This window comes from Cupriavidus sp. GW822-FHT06G04 (assembly GCF_058799075.1).
Map to the genome: position 1 here is coordinate 268,015 of NZ_JBXALD010000004.1, position 21,876 is coordinate 289,890.

At 62.1% G+C, this 21,876-nt stretch carries 14 protein-coding genes; 4 read left to right on the forward strand and 10 right to left on the reverse strand.

Going from position 1 to position 21,876, the window contains the following annotated elements:
* Positions 1-9,582, forward strand: a complete 9,582-nt coding sequence (locus tag AC1RKI_RS11610; RefSeq protein WP_492795417.1) for a two-partner secretion domain-containing protein — start codon at positions 1-3, stop codon at positions 9,580-9,582.
* 185 nt (positions 9,583-9,767) lie between these two features.
* Here the strand turns inward: AC1RKI_RS11610 and ggt are convergent, their stop codons facing one another.
* Together ggt and AC1RKI_RS11620 are read right to left on the reverse strand one after the other, a co-directional pair.
* Positions 9,768-11,633 carry a gamma-glutamyltransferase gene (gene ggt / locus AC1RKI_RS11615; protein ID WP_492857563.1) on the reverse strand — a complete coding sequence of 622 codons (1,866 nt, stop codon included), beginning with the start codon at positions 11,631-11,633 and terminating at the stop codon, positions 9,768-9,770.
* A gap of 330 nt (positions 11,634-11,963) precedes the next feature.
* A complete protein-coding gene (locus AC1RKI_RS11620) occupies positions 11,964-12,905 on the reverse strand; it encodes a LysR family transcriptional regulator (RefSeq protein WP_061957848.1) in 942 nt (313 codons plus the stop codon).
* Positions 12,906-13,158: 253 nt separating this feature from the next.
* Between AC1RKI_RS11620 and AC1RKI_RS11625 the strand changes: the two genes are divergently transcribed.
* Together AC1RKI_RS11625 and AC1RKI_RS11630 are read left to right on the forward strand one after the other, a co-directional pair.
* Complete coding sequence (locus tag AC1RKI_RS11625; protein ID WP_061957847.1) at positions 13,159-14,421, forward strand: acyl-CoA dehydrogenase family protein; 1,263 nt, start codon at positions 13,159-13,161, stop codon at positions 14,419-14,421.
* Positions 14,422-14,647: 226 nt separating this feature from the next.
* A complete protein-coding gene (locus AC1RKI_RS11630; RefSeq protein ID WP_061957846.1) occupies positions 14,648-15,340 on the forward strand; it encodes a glutathione binding-like protein in 693 nt (230 codons plus the stop codon).
* A 90-nt stretch (positions 15,341-15,430) separates the two neighbouring features.
* On the opposite strand, the gene AC1RKI_RS11635 is transcribed toward AC1RKI_RS11630, so the two are convergent.
* Positions 15,431-16,066, reverse strand: a complete 636-nt coding sequence (locus tag AC1RKI_RS11635; RefSeq protein ID WP_492795419.1) for a hypothetical protein — start codon at positions 16,064-16,066, stop codon at positions 15,431-15,433.
* A gap of 278 nt (positions 16,067-16,344) precedes the next feature.
* Between AC1RKI_RS11635 and AC1RKI_RS11640 the strand changes: the two genes are divergently transcribed.
* Positions 16,345-16,722 (forward strand): helix-turn-helix domain-containing protein, encoded by a 378-nt coding sequence (locus tag AC1RKI_RS11640; RefSeq protein WP_061957844.1) that lies wholly within the window; start codon positions 16,345-16,347, stop codon positions 16,720-16,722.
* 74 nt (positions 16,723-16,796) lie between these two features.
* Here the strand turns inward: AC1RKI_RS11640 and ureG are convergent, their stop codons facing one another.
* From ureG to AC1RKI_RS11675, 7 genes are read right to left on the reverse strand one after another with little or no spacing between them, the layout of a single operon-like run.
* Positions 16,797-17,420 carry an urease accessory protein UreG gene (gene ureG / locus AC1RKI_RS11645; protein ID WP_061957843.1) on the reverse strand — a complete coding sequence of 208 codons (624 nt, stop codon included), beginning with the start codon at positions 17,418-17,420 and terminating at the stop codon, positions 16,797-16,799.
* A gap of 23 nt (positions 17,421-17,443) precedes the next feature.
* Entirely contained in the window at positions 17,444-18,136 is a 693-nt protein-coding gene (locus tag AC1RKI_RS11650; protein ID WP_061957842.1) for an urease accessory protein UreF, read from the reverse strand.
* A gap of 6 nt (positions 18,137-18,142) precedes the next feature.
* Positions 18,143-18,805, reverse strand: a complete 663-nt coding sequence (ureE, locus tag AC1RKI_RS11655; protein ID WP_490714303.1) for an urease accessory protein UreE — start codon at positions 18,803-18,805, stop codon at positions 18,143-18,145.
* 3 nt (positions 18,806-18,808) lie between these two features.
* Positions 18,809-20,527 (reverse strand): urease subunit alpha, encoded by a 1,719-nt coding sequence (ureC, locus tag AC1RKI_RS11660; protein WP_492795422.1) that lies wholly within the window; start codon positions 20,525-20,527, stop codon positions 18,809-18,811.
* Entirely contained in the window at positions 20,527-20,832 is a 306-nt protein-coding gene (locus AC1RKI_RS11665; protein ID WP_061957839.1) for an urease subunit beta, read from the reverse strand. The genes ureC and AC1RKI_RS11665 overlap by 1 nt, the downstream gene beginning before the upstream one ends.
* A gap of 21 nt (positions 20,833-20,853) precedes the next feature.
* Positions 20,854-21,501, reverse strand: a complete 648-nt coding sequence (locus AC1RKI_RS11670; RefSeq protein WP_492795424.1) for a HupE/UreJ family protein — start codon at positions 21,499-21,501, stop codon at positions 20,854-20,856.
* 53 nt (positions 21,502-21,554) lie between these two features.
* A complete protein-coding gene (locus AC1RKI_RS11675) occupies positions 21,555-21,857 on the reverse strand; it encodes an urease subunit gamma (protein ID WP_061957837.1) in 303 nt (100 codons plus the stop codon).
* Positions 21,858-21,876 lie beyond the last annotated feature (19 nt).

Consider the following 21,876-nt stretch of genomic DNA (forward strand, 5'->3'; position numbering starts at 1 on the left):
ATGATGAAAGCAAGTCAAAAGAAACGAATTGCCGGCATACGTGCCAGGGGCGGCAGCGCTGAAACACTTGTGACGCAGCGTCCATCGAGCCTGCGGCCGCTTTGCGCTGCAATCATCGGCATGATGCCTATCCTTTCGGGGGCACAGATCACGCCGGATGCCAACGCCGAGCGTCGCCCATCGATGAACCAGACGGCCAACGGCACGCCGCTGGTGAATATCGTCGATCCCAATGCGCGCGGCATCTCGCACAACAAGTTCCAGCAATTCAATGTCGGACCGAATGGTGTTGTGTTCAACAACAGCATGAAGGACGGCATTTCCGCTATCGGCGGCCAGGCCATGAAGAACGCGGGGCTGTCCAACGAAGCGCGCGCAATTATCGGTGAAGTCACCGGCAACGGCCGAAGCTCGCTGAACGGCGCGATGGAAGTGTTCGGCCGCAAAGCCGACGTGATCATCGCCAACCCGAACGGCATTTCGGTCAACGGCGTCAGCACCGTCAACACCAACAGCCTGACGCTAAGCACCGGCCGCGTGCTCGAACAGGCCGACGGCAGCGTCCGGCTGGGCGTGGATCGCGGCAATGTCAGCATCGACGGTGCCGGTCTGTCGACCGATGGCCTTACCCACTTCGACATCGTCAGCCGCACCGTTCAGTTGAACGGTGAAGTCAACGGCAGCGCCGATGTGAAGGTGGTCGCAGGCGCCACCGAATTCAATCCGGAAACCCGCACGCATCAAGCTGTTGCTGGCGCAACCAATCAAGGCATCGCCATCGACGGCAGTCAGCTCGGCTCCATGTACGGCGGCCGCATCGAACTGGTCGCCACGGATAGTGGCGCTGGCGTACGCCACCAGGGCAATATCATCAGCGAACAGGATCTTCGCATCAGCGCCGCTGGCGACCTCCAGATCGGCGCGGCCCAGAGCAACAAAGGCAACATCGATCTCGACGGTCGCAATGTGACGGTCACCGGCTCGGAAAACAGCAACGGGCTGGGCCTCTACAGCCAGGGTGGCATCAATATCCACGGTGAAGAAACCGTGGGCCTGCAGGCAGATGTTGTTGCGTTTGGCGGCGACGTCGCTGTTGCCGGCCGCAATATCATCGTCACTGAATCGCAGCAAGGCGGCGGCGCCGGCGTTGCCGGGCACGGCAACGTCACGCTTCAGGCAGCCGATACCGTCGACGTGCGCACCGGCATCCTCAGCGAAGCCGGCGCCATTGGCATCAGCGGTCGCAATGTGAGCGTCGCCGGAACAGAAAAGAGCGACGGCGCCGCCGTGATCGGCAAAGGCGACATCTCGCTCAATGCCCTGGAAAAGATGAACGTACAAGGCGACGTCCTGAGCAAGGCTGGCGCCATCGGCATCACCGCGACAGACGTCAACATTGCGGAATCGGCATTCGGCGCGGGTATCGGCATGGCCAGCGTCGGCGATGTGAAGATCGACGCAACGGGTGCGGTCGACATGCACGCAACGGTCTCGAGCGACGCAGGCTCGATCGCAGTTTCCGGCCGCGACATTACGATCGGTAGTTCCGAAAAGGGTCAAGGGATCGGCCTGTACAGCAAGGACGACATCTCGCTGACGGCGGCGGACTCCATCGACGTGACCACCGGCGTCCTCACCACGGATGGCGCCATCTCTATGGCTGCCGACAACATCACCGTCGGCGAATCCGACTACAGCCTGGGGTACGGCTTGCAGGGCCTGGGCGACGTCTCACTCGACGCTAAAAACGATGTCGCCGTGCATGCAGACATCAACAGCGTGCAGGGCGGCATCGATATCTCGGGTGCAAACATTGCCATTACGGAATCCGATAAAAGCTATGGCGACGGCTATGGTCTCAGGGGCCGTGACAATATCGCCCTGACTGCTTCGGAATCCATCAATGTGGACACCGGCGTTTACAGCTCGAACGGCGGCATCGACGTCAGCGGTCGCAATGTCACTTTGAACGGCTCGAAGAACTCGGGCGTTTCGATGCTGGCGCAAGGCGACATCTCCCTCGACGCGCTTGACAAGATGAACATCCATAGCGATGTCATCAGCCAAGGCAGCGGTATTGCAGTTTCGGGCGGCGATGTGGCCATCACCGAATCCGAGTTCAGCAACGGGCTGGGTGTGGCCGGCGCGGGCGACATCAAGATCGATTCGACCGGTGCCGTGAATATTCAGGCAGGTGTGCAGAGCGAAGACGGCAATATCGACATTTCCGGACAGAGCATCTCAATCAGTGGTACGGAGAAGAGCAACAACTTCAGCGTGTTCGGCTCCGGCGATATCACCTTGAGCGCGACTGACGACGTCACGGTCAACACCGGCGTGTACAGCGACAACGGTGGAATCGACATCTCGGGGCGGAACATTGAACTGGCAGGCTCGGATCGCACAAAGGGCAAGGTGCTGATTGGTCAGGGCGACATCGCGATCAATGCTACCGGGGACGTTGGCGTGCGCGCCGACATCGTCAGCAACAACGGGGCGCTAGACATTTCAGGGCGCAACATTTCTATCACGGAATCGGCCGACAGCGACGGCACGGGCCTCGCTGCTCACGGCAACATCACGCTGCAGGCCGCCGATAACGTGGAGCTGAATACCGGCGTCCTCGGCGAGAGCAACATCAACATCTCTGGGCGCAACATCAACCTCGCCGGCAGCGAAAAGAGCGACGGTGTTGCGCTGGCCGCTCTAGGCGACATTTCGCTGAAGGCACTCGAGAAAATCGGCGTGCACGCCGATGTAATGAGCCAATCTGGCGTCATCACTATCGATGCGTCGTCGCTGCTCCAGCATGCGGCCAACATGTTCGCATTGAATAGCGCGGCCAACACGTCCATTCCGGCAATTCGGATCAACGTCGGCGACTACACGATCGAAGGCGAGCTCTTTGCCGTCAACATGCTGGGCGACCCGATCGAAGGCGCGGAGATCCGGCTGGTCCAAGGCAACTACGTGGTCTACGGCCAGGATGGTGAGCCGATTCAAGGTGCGCGGGCGGTCTCGAACGCTCAGGTCTCCGCATCGAGCGGCAATATGGTTATCACCGCGGACAACATGCAGTCCACCGGTGGCGCCCTGATCACCGGTGACGGCACGCTGGAAATCGATGTCGCGCAGTTGCTGAACAACAGCGGCATGATTAACTCGGGCGGCTCCATCGTTGCGAAGGCAACTACCTTCGAGAACGATGGCTACATCGGCGGCGGAGGCGACATCGCCATCGACGCCGGCCAGTTGGAGAACGCAGGCGGCATTATCTCGAACGGCGCGATCACAGCCTCAACAGAAAATCTGGTCAACACCGGCATGGTTTTGGCCAATGGCGACGTGACCTTGCAGGCGTCGGATGAGCTGGACAACGCCGGTATGCTGATATCCGGCGGCGCGCTGTCGATCCATGACACCAATAAGCTTGTCAACCATGACGATGCGTGGATTCAAGGTGCGTCGGTCAATATTCGCGACATGGACGTATTGTCCAATGCCTCGGGAGCGACGATCACCACCTCTGCCGGCGACATCAATATCGCCGCATTGAACCGCCTCGAAAATACCAGCGCGAAAATTTACGCCGCAGGCAACTCAAGCATTGCCGTTGGTGGGAGTCTTGACAACGCGGACGGCGGTAGCATCGGCGCAGGTGGCTCACTCGATATCGACGCCGCGACCGTCAAGAACGGCGGCGGCGCGTCTCTGGTCGCCAAAACCGACCTTGGCATTACCGCTGACAGCATCGACAACACCGGAGAAGGCATAATCTCCGGCGACACGACCGCGCTGAATGCGAACACCATTACAAACAATGGTGGCGCTGCCATTCAGGGTATTTCAGGAATTTCGATTGAAGCACAATCCCTGACCAATTCCGGCAATAGCAACATCCTCGGCGATGGAACGATTGACATTGCGGCGGCGGACGTCATCAATACAGGCACGTCGCTGATCCAGGCCGCCGAGCGCCTCACCATCGCTACCGAACGTCTGCGCAACGCAGAACAAAGCAACATCCAAAGTGGCGATGCACTCCGGGTAGAAGGACTCGCGGATGACAGCGGCGTCCAAGCTGCGGCAACTCGCATCGACAACAGCGACGGATCGATGCTTTACGGCGCAAACAGCGTCGACCTCATTGCGGACACTGTGTCGAACGTTGGCGACATGGTGCCCGAAGGCACCGCAGCGAGCGACGTGCCAGTGTCGTACATCTATTCGGACGGCGCGGTAAACATCGACGCTCAAACGGTGACGACCAAGGGCAATAGCCAGATCGCAGCAACGAACGAAATCAATATCGATGCGAACTCCGTGTCGAATGGAACCGGTGCTGCGATTGCAACCGATGGGCAACTGACGGTCAAAGCGAGCCGCCTCACCAATCGCGGCGTGATTGCGGCCAACAGCATGAACGTGACCACGAACACCTTCGACAACAAGTACGGCAATGTGGAGGCCAATCGAGACGCCAACATCCAAACCCAGGCGTTCCTCAACCAGGAAGGCAGTATCGTTGCCGGTAGGAACCTGAAGCTCAAGACCCAGGATTCGCTGGTATTCGGCGGCGATGACGGAAATGCCGGCGCGATGACTTCGAACGGTACGCTGGATGTGCATAGCAGCGGCAACATCTTCGTGGAAGACAAGGTTGAGAACTACGGTTCCATCTCGTTGAAATCGGATGGCAATATTTACAACAACGGCGCGATGATTAGCCTCGGGGGCGTTTACCTGACGGGCGACAGCATCTACAACTACGCCAACAGCCTGATCTGGGGTATGCAGGAGGTGTCGCTCGACGCCACCAATGGGTCGATCTATAACAAGCGCAACGGCAATATCCTGAGCCAGGGCAATATGTTCCTGAAGGCAACGGAATCCATCATCAACGAGGCCGGAACGATCCGCAGCGAGAACGATATGGCGCTCGATGCGAAACGTATTGAGAACCGGAGCGCATATTCCGGTGGCGACATTACCGAAGGCCCCTATGTCCACGAGTACGGATATAACAGGGAACGGCGCGATTTTACCTCAACGACCGAATTTAAGTTGTGGATCGATTTGCCCACCTTCACGTCGGATATTGCGCTCGACAAGACGGCCGAAATTTCGGCTGGCGGTAACATGTTTATCAATCAGAACAGGGATTTTCCCAACTCGAAACCTTCGCTGTTGAACGAGGGTGGCATTATCGCTTCGGGTAAGAACATGTTTATCCGCGGGGACGTCACCAATCAGCCAAAATATTCATCCGTCAACCTCTATGACTACGTAACCCAGCCGCTCCCCGGCGATGCCGTTTACCTGTGGACCTACTGGAACGATCCGGTCGCCATCCCTAATCTCTACGGCTTGCTCGATTGGTTTTACGGTAAGGCCAGTGTTTGCGACGTAAGTCCCTCAATGTGCAAGGGCCCCTTCGTCATGGGCGACGACATTGACGGAAAACGCGACAAAGGACAGCCGCAGAAGGCGCTAAAGGATATGGACGGCGCCCAGATCACCCTGATCATGTCCACGCTTTTCGGCCCCACATGGAAAGCCATGGAGGAAGCCGATATGCAGGCGCGTTGGGCGGAGTTGAAAAAGAACGACAACGCAGAACTGAAGCAGATGAAGCAGTACTTCCTGCCTCAGGAAAAGGGCGCGATCTCTGCCGGCGGCAGCATCGTTCAAGAAGGTGGAAGTTTCTCCAACGGCATCGGCGGCGTAAAGCAAGAGAACAAGACCATCACGGTCAACATCGGCGACCAGAAGGTGGATGCCGTTACCCCGGCGTACGACGTATCCGTCAACATCAAGAAGTTCGAGGAACTGGAAATGGGCATCAGCACGCTGCCTACCCTTCAGGACCTGATCAGCGTGAAGGGCATGTTCAACACCTCTTCCGACTGGCGCAAGAAAGGCGAGACAAAAGAAAAGTCCAACCAGGCCAACGTGGACGCACCTACCACGGAGGGCATCGACACCCCCACCGGCGAACGTGCCCGCGGTTACACGCTGGGCTTGGCGCAGGGCGACGAGGTCCCCAGGAGCACGGGCCCGAAGGTTGTGCCAATGTATGAGACCGCCTTGGAGTTCATGGACCAAAGCAAGTTCTATGGCACTGACTACTTCTTCGACCAGATCGGCTACGACTCGACCGTCCCGGCCTATGTGATTGGCGACAATTACTTCATCAACGAGCTGATTCGCCGTCAGATCAACGAAGCCGTCGGCACGTTCTTCGCTGTGCGCGATAACGTGCAGGGCGCCGACATGGTCAAGATGTTGATGGACAACGCAGGCGAAGTCGCAGCCAACTCCGACCTCGGCCTGGTTGTGGGCCAAGCGCTGAGCAAGGAACAGATCGGGGCGCTCGACCAGGACATCATCTGGTACGTGAACGAGAGCGTTGACGGCGAGACCGTGCTGGTGCCTCGCGTCTACCTCGCCAAGACGACCATGACACAGATCCGTGATGGCGAAGCCAATGGTGCGGCCGTCGTCAGCGCTGGCGACCATATCGTCATCGACGCCGACAGCATGACCAATGCCAGCGGATCGATCGTTGCTGGGGGCGACGTGATCATCCGCGCGAAGGACGATCTGGTCAATGTCAGCGCGGGCATGACCGGTGGCATCTCTGCAGGCGGAAGTGTGTCGCTGGATTCCATCAACGGCTCGATCAAGAACAACGGCGCCTACATCAGCGCGGGCCAGGACGTGTTCATGAAGGCCGACAACGGCTCCGTGGACATCAGCGCCAGCGTGGGCTACGACGCCGACGGCAAGCACCGGATCCATGAATTTGCCGACAGCATCAGCGCCGGCGGCAACATCCAGATCAAGGGGAAGGATGTCACGCTGAACAGCGCCACTATCGATGCCAAGAAAAACGTGGCCATCGAGGCGACAAGCGGCTCTATCCAGTCCAACGAGATGCACGAGATGGATGCGGATTTCAGTCACATCTACCAAGGTGGTGGGCTGAACTACAAGTCCACGGAGACAAAGTCTTCAAGTGCTGACGGCATTGGCAGTACGATCAAGGCTGGCGAAGGGTTGGGCATGAAGGCTGCCGAGGACATCGTCCTGGAAGGCGGCAAATATTCGGGCGAGAGCGGCAAGATGGAGGCCGGCAACAAACTCGATATCAAGACCAGTACCGACTACGACTATAGCTACGAGCATATGGAAATGCAGGAGCTCTCGTTGGGCGGCCATGTGTCCATGGCGGGCCATACTGCCAGCGCGGGGGCCGGCGTGATATCGGGCGGCTATGCGGAAGCGGGCCTCAATGACCCGACCAGTCGGCAAACCAACCAGGCGTCGAATGCCACGGACGCACGCCGTCCGGGCAAGGCGAACATGAACGACACAATAGGCGCGGAGTTCGGCCTGAGCAAAATCACGGAGACTTCGACTGAGCAATCGCTGACCAACAAGAACGCGCAGTTGAACTTTGGCAGCGGCGGACTGGACATGAGCGCCGGCACGGTCGATTTTGGCGGCGCCGACATCAAGACGCCTGGTGCGCTGTCGATTGCCGCTGACACGATTCAAACCACCAAGTACGAGGACAAGAAGGACTCCACGTACTCGAAGACCGAGTCGTTTATCGGCGTCAAGGTTGAAGGTCACAGCGCTATCGCCGATACGCTCAACAAGTACACCGATCTCGGCATTAATGGTGGAATGGACGGCAACGTCGATGGTGGCATGACCGCGATGCAGGTGGCCGGCGACGTTTCCAATCTCGTTTTCAACGATCTGGCGGGCACCTCGGTCAGTTTTGGCATCGAAACGTCGACCACCAATAGCAATACGAAGGAGCGCTCCCAGAACGTCAACACCCTCGACGCCGGGTCCATCTCGATGACGGCCAAGGACGATATCGATCTGGCCGGTGTCAAGATGAAGGCTGACAACGTTTCTCTGGAAGCCGGCAACGACATCTCTATCGAGACCGCCAAGGCCTGGTCGGAAACCAACACCTCGACGGACTCGTACAAGGCCGGCATCAGCGAGGGCGCTTCCTGCTCGGCAATCGGTGGGTGCGGCGTCGGTGTGTCGATCGACGTCAGTGGATCGCACGACCAGTCCAGCGAGTCCAGCACGAAGAACACCACGTCGACCATCGACTCCAAGGAGTTCTCGATGAAGACCGGGGGCGATGCCACGCTGGCTGGCACCACCGTCAACACGAATACCGCCAAGCTCGATGTCGGCGGGGATCTCAATATCGAGACCGTGCAGGACACCGTGGACAACGATCGTTCGAATGCGAATTGGAGCTTCTCCGTCGGCGCGGCGGTTACGACCAATGGCATCATCATGCCAACGGTAGGGGCAAGCGCCGGCGGCGGATCGGAGTATCGGGACGAGCGCACATCGGCAGCGCAGGCGGGAATCGTTGCCAAAGACAGTGTCGAGGCCACAGTCGGCGGTGACGTCAACCTGGCCGGCGGTAAATTGGTCTCGGAAAGCGGCAAGGGCAAGCTCGATGTCGGCGGCGAGATCAACGCGAAAACCGTATCCGACACCATCGAACAGGATGGCGGTTACGGTGGTGGCGGCGGCGGCGTCGGAATGACTTCAGTGGGCTCGATCAGCGGATACGGCAGCACCGTGGAAGAAGTGCACAAGCAGACCGACCGCAATGCAACCATCGCCGGTTTCGAGATGAGCGAGGGCACTCAGATCAATGGGGACCTCAACCGCGATGCGTCCAAGGCAACGGAAGTTATCCGCGACGAAGTCATAGCTGGCAACAGCATCTCGTTCACGGTTGGTATCGGCGACCTGGCGGATGCTGCGACGAAAAAGGGCAAGTACGACATGGACGGGAATACGCCCGATGGTGGTACGTACCGGCCTCTGCCCGACGTGGACACCCCGAACTGGCGTCCGGCGGACACCCCGGATGCGCCGCACACCCGCCCCGATACGCCCGATGCGCCGCATCATCCGGTGACGCCGGACCATACGCCGGCGCCGGATCATCCAGTGACGCCGGACCATCCAGTGACGCCGGACCACAAGCCGACGCCGGACCATAAGCCAACGCCAGAACCGCGGCCCCTCACGCCGGAGGCCCCGATCAAGCCGGTGCCCAACGACCGGGGGACATCCGTCACGCCGGAGCATACGATTACCCCGACGCACAACGGTACGTCGGAGATCGTAAAGCCGGTTAGACCTGACACGGCCCAGCCGCTGCCGACGCCGCCGGTTACGCCGCCGGCAGCGCCGAAGAAGTGGGCGCCCGTGGACACGTCCTCGGGCCTGAATAAGCCGGTACAGCCGACCCCGGGCGGCAACGGCAAGTCGTATGACACGATTGGCGTGCGGGATCTGCCAGTGCTGTCGCCTGGCTCGTCAACCGCGCCGTCCATCATGCCGAAGCCGAACACCGGCAACGCGGGTAAGGACGTTACGCCGATTGGCGAAAGAACTCTGCCAACGCTGTCGCCGGGTTCCAACACCGGTGTGCCGGTCATGCCGAAACCGTCCGAGAAGTTCCCGACCGGGAAGGACACCAGTCCGGTCGACGACGGCGGCATGGCACGGAGGTATTCGCGCTAATCCGCAACACGGGACGCCGCAACGATCCCCAGAGCCAGCTAGCGCGGCATGCTAGTTGGCAGGCAGTTCGAGTCAGGTTGATCGACTGCCTTTTGACACCCCACGCTTGCGAAAGCGTGGGGTTTTTTATTGCCGAACGGTTTCGTCGGGCGAATCACAATTCAGGACCGGATTCGCACCCTGTGCTACTCACCGAGCGCCACCCCCTCGCGCCGCGGATCAGCGCCACCGGCCCACACGCTCTTGCCGTCAGGGCCAGTCTTGCGCATGATGGCCTGCGTGCCGCTGGTCATCTCGATCTCCGCAACCTGATGCCCTTGCTGCTTCAGCGCTTCAACCAGTTGAGGGGTCACAAGGCCCTTCTCCACTTCGGTGGGACCGTTGCGACTGCCAAAATTCGCCATGCCGACTGCCTGCTGCACATCCATGTCCCAGTCCAGCAAGCCGACCAGTGTCTTGGAAACATACTCGATGATCTGCGAGCCACCCGGCGAACCCACTGCTGCCACCAGCCTGCCGCTCTGACGATCGAACACCAGCGTCGGTGCCATCGACGAACGTGGACGCTTGCCCGCCTGCACGCGGTTGGCCACCGGCTTGCCGTTCTCGCTTGGCGCGAACGAGAAATCGGTCAGTTGGTTGTTGAGCATGAAGCCGCGCACCATGATGTGCGATCCGAAATACGATTCGATCGTGGTGGTCATCGACACGGCGCCGCCACGGTTGTCCACGGCAACGATCTGTGACGTCGAAATACGCGGCGGCGAGCGGTCCGGCGCGAACGCCACCTTCACGCCAGGCGGCGTGCCAGGCTGGGCCTTGCCCATGCTCTTGTCACCGATGAGCGCGGCACGTTCGCTCAGGTATGCCGGATTGACCATCGCGCTGACATCCACGGGCACGAAATCCGCATCCGCCACGTAGAGACCGCGGTCAGCATAGGCCAGGCGGTCGGCCTCGGAAATCGCATGCACCGCCAGCGGATCGGCTTCCATGAGCGCCGGCGTATTGACTTGCCTCGGCTTGAGGCTGGCCAGCGCATAGCGTGGGTCGCGTTTCTCCAGCGCTTCAAGCGTACCCAGGATCTGCGCGATGGCGATGCCGCCCGATGACGGCGGCGGCATACCGCACACCTTCCACTGCTTATAGTCGGTGCACACGGGCACGCGCTCCTTGGCCTTGTAACCCTGGAGGTCGGCCGTCGAGAGGCTGCCCGGATTGCTGTGCGCATTCACCTTCGCGGCAATGTCCCGCGCAATCGGACCGCTGTACAGCACATCCGGCCCTTTCCTGGCGATTTCGCGAAGCGTCTGCGCCAGTTGAGGATTCTTGATGATCGTGCCGACCGGCTTGGCCTTACCCTGCGCATCGAGGAAGTAGCTGCTCATCTCGGGCGAGCCGGCCATGAACTTGTCCGCCGCCACCTGGGTGTAAAGCCGTTGCGACATCGGGAAACCTCCCTCGGCCAGCGCGATCGCCCGCTGAAACAGCCGCGACCACGGCAGGCGCCCATGCTGCCGATGGGCCATTTCGAGAGCGCGCAGCACCCCCGGCACGCCGACCGATCGCCCACCGATCTGGGCTTCGGAAAACTCCATCGGCTTGCCGTCCGGACGCATGAAGAGATTTTCGGTAGCGCCGGCCGGCGCGGTTTCTCGACCGTCATAGGCCTGCACCCGCTTGCCGTCCCAATACATGATGAACGCGCCGCCGCCGATGCCAGTGGCCTGCGGTTCCACCAGCGTCAGCACCGCCTGCATGGCTATTGCCGCGTCGATGGCCGATCCACCCGCGCGCAGAATCTCGCGGCCAGCTTCGGTGGCCAGCGGATTGGCCGCGGCGGCGATATGTTTGTGTGCAAACGTGGTGGTCATGCCGGGCCGGTATCCCGACGAGACCTCGGGAGCCGGCGGCATCGCTGCTGTTGCGGGCGCTGCCGTGGTGGCGTGCGCTGCCACGGCCTTGGGCTCCTTTTCCGTAGTGCCGCAGGCCGCCAGCAGCGAAACAACGGCCACGGCCAGCGTGCCGCGGCGCAGCATCGTGGCGGACATAAGCGGTGTCTGCGCGGGGTTCGACAAGGAATCTGCCCGGCGCACCGCCGGGATTACTGCCACTGCGTCTGCCATGCCATCTCTCCTGGGGGGAAGCTGTGGCGATTGTAGCGACCATCAGCGCGTCCGGAATCGCAAATGTTCCGCATGGCGGCGGTTACCGGCATCGCTCCGGGCCCTTGGCAGGGGATGGCCGGCGATCGGACTCCATCGCAGCGGAAAAGGGGATGGCCGGTAGGGGGTGGCTGGAAAATTGCCGGTGAGCGGCGTCGGACCGAAGCCCTCCAGAGCAATCCACAGCCGTTCGACCACAGCGCTCCAGCGCGCCGCTCAGGTTTCCGCTTGCGCGACGTCCGACATGCCATTGCCCAGCGACGACATCACCGCCATCAACTGTTCGCGCAGCCAGCGGTTGGCGCCATCGTTCTCGCCGCCCGCATGCCAGTACAGATGCAGTTCCAGCGACGGCACCTTGAATGGCAGCGACAGCAGCCGGTTGGCGTACGGTTCATTGGCAATGCGCGCATAGCGCAACGGCAGCGTGGCCAGCAGATCAGTACAGCTGACCACGCGGCAGGCGGCCGCATAGTGCTGGCAGCGCAGGCGCACGCGGCGCGTCAATCCCATGCGGTGCAGCGCCTGATCCTCGAGGCCGGCGCCGCGGCGGCGCGACGACACGTGGACGTGCTCGGCCGACAGATATCGTTCGAGCGTCAGTTCCTTCTTGACCAGCGGATGATCGCGCCGCGCCAGCACCACCATCGGATCCGACATGAATGCGCTGTGATGAATGGCCGGTGACACCGGCAACAGGATGTCGATGGCGGCATCGATGGTGCCCGCCAAAAGTTCCGACTCCATTTCCCGCCGATCAAACCGGATCGCCGCGATCTCCACGTGCGGCGCCATGGCCGTCACACGTGCCATCAACGGCGGCAGCAGCGTGGACTCCAGCGCATCGCGCATGCCGATCGTGAAGCGCCGAGTGGTGTTGGCAGGATCGAAGTGCGGCGTGTCCTGCAGCGTGCGCGCGAACGATTGCAACGCACCGCGCACTTCGCTGGCCAGCGACCGCGCCAGTGGCGTGGGTGCCATCCCCTGCCCCCGGCGCTCGAACAGCGGATCGTCGAACAGCGTGCGCAAGCGGCCCAGCGCGTGGCTGACGGCCGGCTGCGTCAGGTTGAGTTGTCGCGCCGCGGCGGTGATACTGCCCTCGCTGTAGATGGCGTCGAACACGACGAAGAGGTTGAGGTCGATCCGGCTGAGCTGCATCGCAAGTTCCTGCTCGATAGTTTCACTTCACGCGACGGCGTCGATCCTAGGGATGACGCCAGGGCCGATCCGCGGATCGGCTTGGCGCCCCTCCGCTGCCGCGCATTCTGGCATGAAAATGCAGGATATTGATACTGGCCAATCCAGAAAATTCATTTTTCTTATTGCCTGGGTTGGGCTAGAGTAGCCAGCAGTCGGCACAGGCGTGCCAGGACGGACTTACCCCGCCCGCAAGGGAAACCGAGGAGACCCCATGCAATTCGAGTACTCGCCGAAGGTCAAGGAAATGCAGGCCAGGCTGCTGGCGTTCTTCGACCAGCACATCTATCCCAACGAAAAGCGCTTCTACGCCGAAGTCCAGGCCAATCGCGAAGCCGGCAACGCATGGGTGCCCACCAAGGTCGTCGAGGAACTGAAGCCGCTGGCGCGCGAAGCCGGGCTGTGGAACCTGTTCCTGCCCCGCTCCAAGCGCGCGCCCGAAGGCCTGTCGAACCTGGAATATGCGCCGATGTGCGAAATCATGGGCCGGGTGCCCTGGTCGGCCGAAGTCTTCAACTGCGCGGCGCCCGATACCGGCAATATGGAAACGCTGGAGCGCTATGCCACCGAGGAACTGAAGGACCAATGGTTGGAACCGCTGCTGCGCGGCGAGATCCGCTCGGCCTTCCTGATGACGGAACCGGCCGTGGCGTCGTCGGACGCCACCAACATCGCCTGCCGTATCGAGCGCGATGGCGATCACTACGTGATCAACGGCACCAAGTGGTGGTCGTCGGGCGCAGGCGATCCGCGCTGCAAGGTTTACATCGTGATGGGCAAGACCGATCCCGACGCCGGCCGTCATGAGCAACAGTCGATGATCGTTGTGCCTGCCGATACGCCGGGCATCACGATCAAGCGCTTCCTGCCCGTGTTCGGCTACGACGACGCGCCGCACGGCCACATGGAAATCGAACTCAAGAACGTGCGCGTCCCGGCCGCCAACATCCTGCTGGGTGAAGGCCGCGGTTTCGAGATCGCCCAAGGCCGCCTGGGCCCGGGCCGCATTCACCACTGCATGCGCAGTATCGGCGTAGCCGAGCGCGCGCTGGAATTGATGTGCAAGCGCAGCCTCGAACGTGTGGCATTCGGCAAGCAGATCGCCCGTCATGGCGTGACGCAGGAACGCATCGCCGAAGCCCGTTGCGATATCGAAATGGCGCGACTGCTGACGCTGAAGGCCGCCTACATGATGGACACCGTGGGCAACAAGGTGGCCAAGGCCGAGATTGCGATGATCAAGGTCGTCGCACCCAACGTGGCACTGCGGGTGATCGACTGGGCCATCCAGGTGCACGGCGCGGCCGGCGTATCGAGCGACTTCCCGCTGGCCAACTGGTGGGCACATCAGCGCACGCTGCGCCTGGCCGATGGTCCGGACGAGGTGCACCGCAACGCGATCGCCAAGCTGGAACTGGCCAAGCACATGAGCCTGAATCCGGACAGCGTCGAGATGCCCGTGACGCGCGGATCGTGATGACGGCTGCGCGCGCAACGATCGCGCGCGCCTGACACGGCAATCGGCAGATCAGACCAGAAAGCCCGACAGCAAAACTGTCGGGTTTTTTGTTTGGTTCGGACTGGTTTCGGGCTAATCAGGGTCTGATACGGGTACGGGGTGAGGCGCGGTTCATCCACCGCCAGCAGGGTTTTTCCTTCTGTGCTCTAATGCCCCGGCCAATCTTCCATGGAGAGCGTTGTTCATGATCGACGTCTACACGTGGGCCACTCCCAATGGCCACAAGGTCCATATCATGCTCGAGGAATGCGGACTCGAGTACAAGGTTCACCCGATCAATATCGGCGCCGGCGACCAGTTCGGCGAAGCGTTTCTCAAGATCAGTCCCAACAACAAGATTCCCGCCATCGTCGACTCCGACGGTCCGGACGGCAAGCCAATTTCATTGTTCGAATCGGGCGCGATCCTGTTGTACCTGGCCGGCAAGACCGGCAAGTTTCTGCCCGAGGACGTGCGCGGCAAATATGACGCGCTGCAGTGGCTGATGTTTCAGATGGGCGGCGTCGGACCGATGCTGGGTCAGGCGCACCACTTCCGCATCTATGCGCCCGAGAAAATCGAGTACGCGGTCAATCGCTATACCAATGAAGCGAAGCGTCTGTACGGCGTGATCGACAAGCAGCTGTCCACGCATCCGTGGCTGGCCGGGGACAGCTACTCGATTGCCGACATGGCGACGTTCCCGTGGCTGCGCAGCTGGCAGAACCAGGGCGTGGAACTCGACGACTACCCCAACCTGAAGCGCTGGTTTAACGAGATCGCCGAACGTCCGGCGGTCAAGCGCGCCGTGGAGGTTCTGGCCAAGGAGCGCAAGCCGCTGCGCACCGACGCCGAGCGCGAAGTGCTGTTCGGCGCCACGCAATATCAGCGTCGCTGAAATCAGGCCGCGCCAGATGACGACGCGCCGCGCGCTCCGGCTACACGCCATGCGGGCGCGCGTCATCGCGCCGGACTTCCCGCGCCGGCGTCAGTCCGCAGGCGGGCGCGTGCAACAGAGCAGCCCCGTCGCGGGCGACAGCGCGTCGATGCAATAGTCGTCGCCGGGCGACGGTGCGAAGGCCGTGCCCGGGGGCAGATAATCGGTATGTAGTTCTGCAGGATGATCTTTATTGCGCCACTGCAGGCACAATGCGCCGTGGTGACAGGCGGCCCAGACCAGCCCGCACGCGTGCAGTCGCTCGCCCCAATTGGCCTCGTCCGGATCGAGCGCGGCAAACTCCCCAAATCCTGCGCCGCGAGACGGCGCATTTAGTGACTGCGCGACGGTGCTCACCAGCACGCTGTCGAGCACTGTCTCCACCTCCATATGCAGACCCGGCTGGGGGACAAAGATGTCGCCTCCAGTCAGCAACGCGACCTCGCGGCCGTCGGCGATGACACGCACGCCGCCGTCGAGGCAAGCCCACCATTGCGGCGAAGCCTGCTGCGCTAACGCTAAGGGATAACGCTGTGCCGCGGGCAAAACCGCGTGATGGCAGGCGAGCCCGAGGCCGGCCGTTGCCGGAATGACACATAAGGGGGATACGACGCGGGTGTCGGCAGTGGCCATCGGCCCCGGCAAATCGAGATGTACGCGGGCGTCGAAGAAGGTGAAAAATTGCATGGCATTCCCTTTAAACAGAGCATGGGACGCGAGTGGTCCCGGAATGCGCAATGGCGGCGTGAAGCGGTTTTCCGCCCGACGACCCTTGCGCAACAGCCCCGTTTCGGCACGATGTTTGGCATCGTCCGGTCAGCCATTGGTGCTGCATCCTTTGCTGGATGCATCCCTTAAGATGAGGATCTGGCACCGATAGAACGACGAACTATAAGTTGTCGTTACCGATAGGTCAAACCCTTAGGCTCGCTCGACTTAGCGACTTATTATCCACAAAGCAGTATATGACAGCAGACCCATTAAAGCTGTTCGGCCGTCATCTGACTTGGCTGCGCAAGCAGCGCGGATGGTCTCAGGAAGCGCTGTCGCTGGAAAGCGGCTTGGCGCGATCGTACCTCAGCGGCATCGAACGCGGCACGCGCAATGTTGCGCTTTATAACATATGTACGCTTGCAGATACCCTCGGTGTTGCGCCGATGGAGATGCTCGATTTTAGCAAGCACGACAAAAGTGACACCGTGGACGCCATGCGTTCACCGTTCGACGCCCACCAGTCGCCCGCGGTGCAGGCCACCTTACGCTATATGGCCGAACTTAACGATGTCGATCGCGATGTCGTGGCGGGCGTGGCGCGCGCACTCGCGCGCCGGCATAGCCGCTAGGCTGCGCGGCGCCCCCTGGCGCCATGGCAGCGACGCCTTAGCGTCACTCTGCGCCACCGCCGCGCGAACGCCGCTCAGACGTTCAACATACCCTGACGCTCGATGAAGGCGATTACCTGATCGAGGCCCTGGCCCGACTTGACGCTTCCCATCACGAACGGGCGCTCGCCGCGCATCTTGCGCGTGTCGCTTTCCATGATGTCGAGCGACGCACCGACGTAAGGCGCGAGATCGGTCTTGTTGACCACCAGCAAATCCGATTTGGTAATGCCGGGGCCGCCCTTGCGCGGAATCTTCTCGCCGCCCGCCACGTCGATCACGTAAATCGTCAGATCCGACAATTCCGGACTGAACGTGGCCGCAAGGTTGTCGCCGCCCGATTCGATAAAGACGATATCGGCATCGGGAAACTTCGCCAGCATGCGGTCCACAGCTTCCAGATTGATCGATGCGTCTTCGCGAATCGCAGTATGCGGACAGCCGCCCGTTTCCACACCCATGATGCGCTCGGCCGGCAATGCGCCGGAGATGGTCAGCAGGCGCTGGTCTTCCTTGGTGTAGATGTCGTTGGTGATGGCGATCAGGTCATAGCGATCGCGCATGGCCTTGCACAGCATCTCCAGCAAGGTGGTCTTGCCGGAGCCGACCGGGCCGCCGACGCCAACGCGCAACGGTGGGTGCTTTTTGGTACGTGTCATGTTGGGATCCGTGTCAAACCGCTTCAGGAGCGGAAAAGGCGTGAATATTGCGTCTCGTGCCGCGCGGACAGCAAGCCCAGCATCGGCGAAAACGTGGAGAGTTGCGGCGGATCGGCGTTGGCGCGACGCTCGGCCTCATCGACCGTGTCGAGTACGGCACGATGCAGGCCGCGCAGGATCTGCTGGCCAGCCACCTGCCCCAGGGGCACGGCCTTCAGCGCCGCGGCCACCTGGTTCTCGGCCCAGTTGAAGGCGTAGGCGGCCAGCCCATCGCGCGCGTCGATGCCAAGCGCCACGCAGGCCGCGGTGAACGCGGTAGGCAAACATAACGGCGAGATCGTGCGTAACGCATCGCGCATGGGGTCGTCGCCCCACGCCATTTGCGTCACCAGCTTCGCCAGCGACCATCCCATCTGCTCGGTTTCCAGCCGCAATTCCGAAGTTTCGCGCGTGACATGAAACCACGCATTCCATCGCTCCAGCGCGGCGCGATCCTGCGCCTGCCAGGCGCGATGCAGCAGCAGCCAGACTGGCGCCTCGCACTGCGCCTGCACATGGTTGAGGTTGTCGTGGATCCAGCGCTCGGCGGTCGCGGCGTCACGCACCAGGCCGCAGTCAATCGCCGCTTCCAGCCCCTGCGAATAACTGAACCCTCCGATCGGCAGCGCGGGCGATGCAAGATGCAACAGCGAAACAAGTTGCGGCAATGCAGTCATGGACGCTCAGTGCTTGTGTCCGCAATCGGCACCGTGCCCATGCCCGCAATCATGCGGATGGCTGTGGTCGTGGTCATGCCCGTGCGAATGGTCATGCCCGTGCGAATGGTCGTGGCCGTGGCTGTGGTCGTGCGCATGCGAATGGTCGTGGCCGTGATGCTCGTGGAACACGGCCTGCGCCGTCGCATAGTCCTCGGCGAATGTCGCATCGTGCCCGTGCTTGTGCCCGCCGCCATATGCGCCGGCTTCCGGCTCGAACGGCAACTCCGCGCGCTCGATCCGCACGCCTAGCCGGGCGAGCATGTCGGCCAGCACCGGGTCGTACTCGAGACGCAGATAGTCGCGCCCGACTTCCACCGGGGTATGGCGATTGCCAAGGTGATACGCGGCTCGCATCAACGACAGGGCATCGGTCGACGACACCTGCAAAACGGATTCAGGCGCGGCGTGAACTTCGACGAACGTGCCATCCTGCGCCACCAGCAAATCGCCGCCGCGCAGCACCGTGCCGCGCGGCAGGAATAGGGCCGCCTCGTTGCCGTTATCGAGCACGGCGCGCAGGCGGCTCTTGCTGCGTTCGCCAAACGGCAAGACCAGCTTGGGTGCGTTGCGCACCAGCACGGGCGCAATGCCGTGTGGGGCGGGCAGGTGTTTATCGATGTGGATCACGGCTCAGAACAGGAAGTAACGCTGCGCCATTGGCAGCACAGTTGCGGGCTCGCACATCAGCAGTTGGCCATCGGCCACCACCTGGTAGGTTTCCGGGTCCACCGTGACATGCGGTTGCCAGGCATTGTGCACCATGTCGCGCTTGCTCACCGTGCGCGTGCCATGCACGGCGGCGAGCGTCTTGGCCAGCCCGTAGCGGCCGCCCACGTCGGCAGCCAGCGCGGCCTGCGAGACGAAGGTCAGCGACGACTTGTGCAGCGCGCCGCCGGCCGATGCGAACATCGGCCGATAGTGCACCGGCTGCGGCGTCGGTATCGACGCGTTCGGATCGCCCATCGCCGCCGCCGCGATCATGCCGCCCTTGACGATCATGGTAGGCTTTACGCCGAAAAACGCCGGGCGCCACAGCACGAGGTCGGCCCATTTGCCCACTTCGATCGACCCCACTTCATGGGCAATGCCATGGGTCAGCGCCGGATTGATCGTGTATTTGGCGATATACCGTTTGACGCGGAAATTGTCGTGGCCGCCGCGCGCATCGTTCGGATCACCGGGCAGCTTGCCGCGCTGCGCGGCCATCTTGTGCGCGGTCTGCCAAGTGCGCAGGATCACCTCGCCCACCCGTCCCATTGCCTGCGAATCGCTCGATATCATCGAGAACGCGCCCAGGTCATGCAGGATATCCTCGGCCGCGATGGTCTCGCGGCGGATGCGCGATTCGGCAAACGCAATGTCCTCGGCGATGGCCGGATCGAGGTGATGGCAGACCATCAGCATGTCCAGGTGCTCGTCCAGCGTGTTCACGGTGTACGGGCGCGTCGGATTGGTCGACGACGGCAGCACGTTAGCCTCGCCGCAGACCTTGATGATGTCCGGCGCATGTCCGCCGCCGGCGCCCTCGGTGTGATACGTATGGATCGTGCGGCCCTTGAATGCGGCAATCGTCGCCTCGACGAAACCGCCCTCGTTGAGCGTGTCGGTGTGGATCGCCACCTGCGTATCGGTGGCATCAGCCACGGACAGACAGGTGTCGATGGCCTGCGGCGTGGTGCCCCAGTCCTCGTGAAGCTTCAGCCCGATGGCGCCGGCCTCGATCTGCTCGGTCAGCGGCGCGGGCTGACTGGCGTTGCCCTTGCCGAGGAAGCCGATATTCATTGGATAGGCGTCGGCCGCCTGCAGCATCCGCTCCATGTACCACGGCCCCGGCGTGACGGTGGTGGCGAAGGTGCCCGTGGCGGGCCCGGTGCCGCCACCGATCATCGTCGTCACGCCGCTCATCAGCGCTTCTTCGATCTGCTGCGGACAAATGAAGTGGATGTGCGTGTCGATGCCGCCAGCGGTAACGATCATGCCTTCACCGGCAATCACTTCGGTGCCCGGGCCGACGATGATCGTCACGCCGGGCTGGATGTCCGGATTGCCCGCCTTGCCGATAGCCGCGATGCGGCCATGCTTGATGCCGATATCGGCCTTGACGATGCCCCAGTGATCGATGATCAGCGCGTTGGTGATCACCGTGTCGACGCAGTCCTTCGACATGCGCTGGCTCTGCCCCATGCCGTCGCGGATCACCTTGCCGCCGCCAAACTTCACTTCCTCGCCGTAGATCGTGAAGTCCTTCTCGACTTCGATCACCAGGCCGGTGTCGGCCAGGCGCAGGCGGTCGCCGGTAGTCGGGCCGAACATTTCGGCATAGGCTTGCCGGGAAATTTTTACGCTCATCACAGCGCTCCCATGATCTTGCCGTTGAAGCCATAGACGATGCGATCGCCGTCGAGCGCCACCAGTTGCACCGTGCGCGACTGACCGGGCTCGAAGCGCACCGCCGTGCCTGCAGCGATATCGAGCCGGAAGCCGCGCGTGGCTTCGCGATCGAAGTCCAGCGCGGCATTGGTTTCATAGAAATGAAAATGCGAACCCACCTGGACCGGACGATCGCCGGTATTGGCCACGGTTACGCTGACCGTCTGGCGGCCCGCATTGAGTTCGATTTCGCCGTCCAGCGGCATCAGTTCACCGGGAATCATCGCGCTCTCCATCGATGACCGTCAGGCCATCAGCAGGCCAACACCATAGAGCGCCACGCCGGCGCCGGCCGCACGCGCGATCCAGCCCGCGCGGCTGCGCAGGAACGCGCCCGCGCCGATGCCCATGACGTGCAGCACCATCGTGCTGACGGCAAACCCGCCGACATACGCGAGCACGCCGGGCAACGCCCCCGCCGTGGCGGGCAGTTCCGCGCCATGGGCGTAGCCGTGGAACAGCGCGAAGCCGCCCACGATGGCCATGCCGGCCAGCGCCGACAGTCGTGCGCGCGCCGCCACCAGCAGGCCGATCACGAGCAGCGATGCGGCGATCATCGGTTCCACGGCCGGCAACGCAACACCCATCAGGCCTAGCGCCGCGCCCACCAGCATCATCGCGACGAACGCCAGCGGCAGGCGCAGCAGATCCCATGTCGAAGCGCCGCGCTCGAAGCCGCCTTTCGGGGCGGCGGCCAGCGCGCTCCAGACCCCGACCGCGGCCATCGCCAGCAAGTGGTCGGCGCCGGTGAACGGGTGCGCCAGGCCGGCCATCAGGCTGGCACCGACGGTAGCGCCATCGTGGCCCGGATGGGCAAAAGCCGAAGCCGTTGCCAGCGACAACGTGGCGCCGGCCATCAGGCGCGACGGGAACAGGCGAAGCATGCGGTGCATAGGATTCATCCTCTTATTGTTGAAGGTTGGATTCTGTTCGGGGCGTACCGATATCAGACGATCGGGTGGTGCACGGTGACCAGCTTGGTGCCGTCCGGAAAGGTGGCTTCCACCTGGATCTCGGGGATCATTTCGGGCACGCCGTCCATGACGTCCTCGCGCTTGAGCACCGTGGTGCCTTCGTGCATCAATTCGGCCACGGTACGACCATCGCGCGCGCCTTCCATGATGGCCGCCGTGATCAGCGCCACGGATTCTGGATAGTTGAGCTTTAGCCCGCGCGCGCGGCGGCGCTCGGCCAGCAGCGCGGCGGTGAAAATCAACAGCTTGTCCTTCTCGCGCGGAGTCAGTTCCATATTCGGTTCCTGGTTGTAC

Excerpts from the sequence above, each read along its gene's own strand:
- AC1RKI_RS11650 (WP_061957842.1), bottom strand. The coding sequence starts at position 18,136 with ATGACTGCATTGCCGCAACTTGTTTCGCTGTTGCATCTTGCATCGCCC.
- AC1RKI_RS11675 (WP_061957837.1), bottom strand. The coding sequence starts at position 21,857 with ATGGAACTGACTCCGCGCGAGAAGGACAAGCTGTTGATTTTCACCGCC.
- AC1RKI_RS11625 (WP_061957847.1), top strand. The coding sequence starts at position 13,159 with ATGCAATTCGAGTACTCGCCGAAGGTCAAGGAAATGCAGGCCAGGCTG.
- AC1RKI_RS11630 (WP_061957846.1), top strand. The coding sequence starts at position 14,648 with ATGATCGACGTCTACACGTGGGCCACTCCCAATGGCCACAAGGTCCAT.
- AC1RKI_RS11640 (WP_061957844.1), top strand. The coding sequence starts at position 16,345 with ATGACAGCAGACCCATTAAAGCTGTTCGGCCGTCATCTGACTTGGCTG.
- ureG (WP_061957843.1), bottom strand. The coding sequence starts at position 17,420 with ATGACACGTACCAAAAAGCACCCACCGTTGCGCGTTGGCGTCGGCGGC.
- AC1RKI_RS11610 (WP_492795417.1), top strand. The coding sequence starts at position 1 with ATGATGAAAGCAAGTCAAAAGAAACGAATTGCCGGCATACGTGCCAGG.
- ureC (WP_492795422.1), bottom strand. The coding sequence starts at position 20,527 with ATGAGCGTAAAAATTTCCCGGCAAGCCTATGCCGAAATGTTCGGCCCG.
- AC1RKI_RS11665 (WP_061957839.1), bottom strand. The coding sequence starts at position 20,832 with ATGATTCCCGGTGAACTGATGCCGCTGGACGGCGAAATCGAACTCAAT.
- AC1RKI_RS11670 (WP_492795424.1), bottom strand. The coding sequence starts at position 21,501 with ATGCACCGCATGCTTCGCCTGTTCCCGTCGCGCCTGATGGCCGGCGCC.
- ggt (WP_492857563.1), bottom strand. The coding sequence starts at position 11,633 with ATGTCCGCCACGATGCTGCGCCGCGGCACGCTGGCCGTGGCCGTTGTT.
- AC1RKI_RS11620 (WP_061957848.1), bottom strand. The coding sequence starts at position 12,905 with ATGCAGCTCAGCCGGATCGACCTCAACCTCTTCGTCGTGTTCGACGCC.
- AC1RKI_RS11635 (WP_492795419.1), bottom strand. The coding sequence starts at position 16,066 with ATGCAATTTTTCACCTTCTTCGACGCCCGCGTACATCTCGATTTGCCG.